Genomic DNA, 4,839 nt, shown 5'->3' on the forward strand with positions numbered 1-4,839 from the left:
CGCGACCGCGACGCCCGTCGCAAACCGCGCGAGTGGCTTGTTCGCCACGCCGACCGCCGTCCGCTCGCCCAATGGAGCGGGAGATCCGGATGGATCGGCTGCGCACGCGACGAGCGCCGCGAACAACCAACCGGACGCAATCGTGCGCAGACGGAGCATGGCGGTACGGCGAATCGGAACGCAGCAAATGGCGCGCCAGTTTGCCGGCCCACCTCAGGTCGCGCGATTCCAGCAAGTTAGTCGATCCCTCGGACGGACGAGTGCAAGCTTCCGCACACTTCGTCGTGGTGCAATCACCACATGCGACCGATTTCACGACAGGTATGCCAGGAATTCCCGCAGGTTATAAAGAAGAGAGCCCACGGCGTTGCCCGCGGCACCATGGTTCTTTTGCCACGTCCCGGCGTATGGGCGCGTCATCCCTTGCCGGCCCGGTAGGCGTCGACGTCGATCCCGTACTTTTTCACGAGCGCCCACAAGTTCTTGCGGTCCATTCCGGCCGTCCTCGCAGCGGCGGCGATGTTGCCCTGGTGGGCCGCGAGGACCTCCTCGGTGTAGGCGCGCTCGAACCGCGCGACCACCTCGCGCTTGAGGTCGCGAAACGGGCGGGACAGATCGATCCCACTGCGCGCCGGCGCTCGGCTCGGCGTCACGCGCACGTCCTCGGGCGCGATGTACTCGGACTGCGCCATCACGAGCGCGTGGTGGACCGTGTTCTCGAGTTCGCGGACGTTGCCCGGAAAGTCATACGCGCACAGCTTCGCCATCGCCTCCGGCGTGAACCCTTCGACCCGCTTGGCGACCTTCGCGCGATGTTTGAGCAGGAAGTGGTGAGCGAGCAGCGGGATGTCTTCTGCCCGTTCGCGCAAAGGCGGTAGATGCAACGGAAACACGTTGATGCGGTAGTAGAGATCCTGCCGGAACACACCGGCCGCCACTGCTTGTTCCAGGTCGCGGTTCGTCGCGGTGATCAGGCGCACGTCGACCTTCGTGTCGCGGTCGTCACCGATCCGGCGGAACTCCTGCGACTGCAACACGCGCAACAACTTCACCTGCAGGGACAGCGGCATCTCGCCGATCTCGTCGAGAAACAGCGTCCCGGTATGCGCGGCCGCGAACAGCCCCTCGCGATCCTTCGTCGCGTCGGTGAACGCGCCCTTGACGTGCCCGAACAGTTCGTCCTCGAGCAGGTTCTCGGGGATCGCAGCACAGTTGACCACGACGAACGGCGATTCGTAGCGCTGGGACAGTGCGTGGATCGTCCGCGCGACGAGTTCCTTCCCCGTGCCGCTCTCCCCGAAGATCGCCACCGTGACGTCGGTCGGCGCGACCATGGAAATCCGCTCGTACAGATCCTTGATCCACGTGCCGCCGCCGATGATGACGTCGCTCTTGCGCGGCCGTCGCTGGGTGCCATCGGCCGGCGGCCGCGCCCGCGCGGCCGCCCGGTGGTCGCGCAGCGCGCGCTCGACGCGGAGCCGCAGCTCCGCCCGGTTCAGCGGCTTGGAGATGAAGTCGAACGCGCCCAGGCGCATCGCCTCGACCGCCACCTCACCGGGCTGGCGCCCGGACATCACGATCACCCGCGCGTCGACGCCCCGCTGGCGCAGCGCGCGCAGGACCTCCTCGCCGCCCATTTCCGGCATGTAGTAGTCCAACAGGACGACATCGAACGCGCGGTCGCCCGCGCCCGCGGCAACCTCGACGGCTTCGACCCCGCTGGTCACCGCCGTAACCTCCACGTCCCTGAGCAGCTGGCCGATCTGTTGCGCTTGATGCGGCTCGTCGTCGACTACCAAGAGGCGAGCGCGCTCCACGTTGAAATCTTACAGTGAGATCGAACGCGGTGGCTACCGCGAACAGGGCCTCGCACCCAATCGCGGCGATCGTTCCACGCGCAACCCGTCTACAGCTCGCCGACCTCCTCGGCCGGCAGCCAGCCCTCGTGGCCGTTCGCGAGGCGCACACGCACCCACCCGGAGCCCTCCCGGTCGACAACGTGCACGCGCAGCCCCGCGTGCAGGCGAGCGCCGTCGCGCGCGGTCTGGCCCGGCGCCTCGCTCAGTTGCGTTTCGTCCGGCAACACAATGCCCAGGTCGACGCGGGTGACGAAGTAGACGTGCGCCCACAGCAGCGCGGCGGCGACGAAGAACGCGACGGCGGCGAAGCCTGCCCCGACCGCGACGATCGCGCGCGCGAAACCGCTGGCCATCAGCCGGAGCGCGATGAGCGCGGCGAACAACACGGCATCGACGACCAGAAAAGCGACCGTGAGTTGGCCGATCGAAAACTTCGTCGCGACGGTCACCCACAGCGGGTCGCCCTCGGCAGACTCAATCCGGTCGACGACCTTCGCGGCTACCGCGTCGCGCGCAACCTGCAGGTTGTAAGCGGCGTCGTCGAAGTCGGGGCGCACGCGCAAGGCTCGCTCGTAGTTGTAGATCGCGCGACCAAGTACGTCGTCGCGATCGGCGGCCAACCGAAAGTACGCATTGCCGAGGTTGTAGAACAAATCCTCGTGGCGGATACCCGCCGCTACCAGTGCCTCGTAGCGGCGTACTGCCGTCGCGTAGTCGCCGGCCAGATAGGCCTCGTTGGCGCTCGCGAACGACGTCTCGTCCGCGCGTGCGGGCAACGCCACCGCGAGCATCCAGGCGCTCGCCGCGGCGGCGAACGCGCACACCCGGCGCCCGCGCGCGGTCATCGCGCGACCTCCAGCTGCACGCGCTCGATGTCGCGCAGCAGGTCCTTGACTCGACGAAGCGCCGCCCGCATCTCACCCGGCCCCGCCAGCGCCGGCGTAAACCGCGCAAAGTCGAAGTCCCGCAGTTCTTTCTCGATTCGCTGCACCGTCGGCTCGGGGAATCCGCGCCGCAGCAGGTGCTCGCGTAGCTGGTCGAGAGTCATCGATTGTACGGGCTCGCCAAGTCGATCCTCGATGTGCTCGTACAGCGCTCGCGTAAGTTCGCCGTAGAACGCGGCCGGCCGTGCGCCACGCAAGTGCAACTCGGCGACGCGAAGCCGCGCCTTGGCGCGACCGCGCGCCTTGCGCAGGCGCGACCGGGGAGTCTCCCGGCGGAGCCGCTCGCGCAGTTTGTCCGCGAGTACGACGCTGAAGAAAGCCAGCGGCGGTAGCGCCGCTAGCCCCCAGAACCAACGCGAGCGATACAAATACGCGGTGACGCGGCTGTGGACCGTATCGCCTAGCTTGATGGGACGGATGTCGCGCGCGATCACGTTGTCGCGGTTCGTCCCAGTCGCCGCCGATCCCTGGTCGCGCGACGCGCGCACGTGGATTGCGATCGGGTCCGAACGCGCCACGCGGTATTCGCGCGCGGCCGGGTCGAAGTACGGAATCGCGATCGCCGGGATCGTGAGATCGCCCCCGCGCTTGGGCCGCAGCCAATACTGGTAGGTGCGCTCGCCGCGCACCGTACCGCCGGTGACGTCCACCGACGGGTCGTCGTCGCGCGGGCCGGTGACGTCGAACCCGGTCGCAGCGATCACCGGCGGGCTCGTCCGCCGAATCGCGCCGGTGCCGCGCACCGTGACCGTGAGCGTGATCGGCTCGCCGACCTCGACCTCGGAGCGGTCGACGGCGGCGTCGACCGCGAACACGCCGACGTAGGACGGATCGAAGCCGGGAGGCGCGCCGCCAGGCAGCGGCTGCACGTCCAACTCGATCGGGTTGCTGCGAACCGTCTCGGTCTGGCCGGCGAACGACCGCATCGTCGCCACCTCTGCCGCGAACGGCGGTACGGTCACTCGCCCCGGTTCGAGCGGGAACAGCGCCCGCTGCGACACGACCGCCACGAGATAGGGGACGTTGCCGAGGTACACGGTCTGGTAGCGAAGCCGCCTGCGCGGCTCGAACAGCTTCTCGAACCAGAACGCGTCGAGCGACGGCGGCTTGGGCGCAAACGAGATGACTTCCGCCCGGGTGAACAGCAGCCACGTCACGGTGACCTGCTGGCCGACGACTGGACGCCGCTCGTCGGCGACCGCGTACAAAAACAGCGCGTCGCCCGGGCGACGACGCGGCGGCACGTAGCCGGGGACGTCGACGCCTCCCGCCGTCAGCGGGGCCGGGTCGGTGACGTCCGGCGCGGTCGTCGGAGCGGTCGCGCCGACGCCTCGTACGGTCACCGTGACTTGCCTCGTTTCGTAGTCCTCGCGCCCGATGCGCACGCGCGCCGGCCCCACGACGTACCGCCCCGGCGCGCGCGGCTGCAAGATGTAGCGGCGGATCTCGATCGACCGGATCTCCTGCCCGTGGACGGGATCGAACACCATCGACGTCGTCGACGAGCGACGCGTGTCGATGACTTGAAAGCCGGGGAACGGCGGGTGCGAGTAGCGCTCGGGCCCGCCGACGCCGAGCATCTCCAGGTGCACGGTTGCGACGTAGGTGTCGTCGAGCCCGCCGTCGGTCGGCGACACCTCGAGGGTAAACTGCGCCGGCTGCGCGGCAGCGGCTCCCGACCACAGCCCCACGAGGGCGACGATGGCGGCGGTACGGTTCACCAGTCTTTCCTCGATCGGCGGCGCACCCAGGTGCGCGCGGCGTCTTTGAGTCGCTGCAGGCGGAGCGCCCTGGAGCGCCGCTCGAGTTCGTCCAGCTTGCGATCGCGATCGCTGCTGCGCAAGAACCGCCATCCGGCCGGCGGATTTGCGCCGTCCCGAGGTGGCGCGTCGCGCTCGGCCGCCCGCTCGTCGGCCCGGGCGCCGGACTGGTTCTGGGCGCCGGGCTGGTCCTGGGCGCCGGGCTGGTCCTGGGAGCCGGACTGGTCCTGGGCGCCGGACTGGTCCTGGGCGCCGGGCTGGTTCTGGGCGCCGGGC

Annotated in this window: 3 protein-coding genes and 1 pseudogene; all 4 read right to left on the reverse strand. The window is 69.2% G+C overall.

The genetic code is table 11. The annotated features are described in order from the left end of the window. Nucleotides 1-416 precede the first annotated feature (416 nt). Nucleotides 417-1,817: a sigma-54-dependent Fis family transcriptional regulator gene (locus tag D6689_14175; protein RMH40309.1), complete on the reverse strand. Its 1,401-nt coding sequence runs from the start codon at nt 1,815-1,817 to the stop codon at nt 417-419. Nucleotides 1,818-1,906: 89 nt separating this feature from the next. Beyond that, nucleotides 1,907-2,704, reverse strand: coding sequence for a hypothetical protein (locus tag D6689_14180; GenBank protein ID RMH40310.1), 798 nt, complete (start codon nt 2,702-2,704; stop codon nt 1,907-1,909). Next, entirely contained in the window at nt 2,701-4,656 is a 1,956-nt protein-coding gene (locus D6689_14185) for a protein BatD (GenBank protein ID RMH40311.1), read from the reverse strand. Before D6689_14185 ends, D6689_14180 begins: the two co-directional genes overlap by 4 nt. 70 nt (nt 4,657-4,726) lie before the next feature. Next, a pseudogene (locus tag D6689_14190) lies at nt 4,727-4,839 on the reverse strand (ABC transporter ATP-binding protein).

The sequence above is a fragment of the Deltaproteobacteria bacterium genome (assembly GCA_003696105.1).
GTDB lineage: Bacteria > Myxococcota_A > Polyangia > Haliangiales > J016 > J016.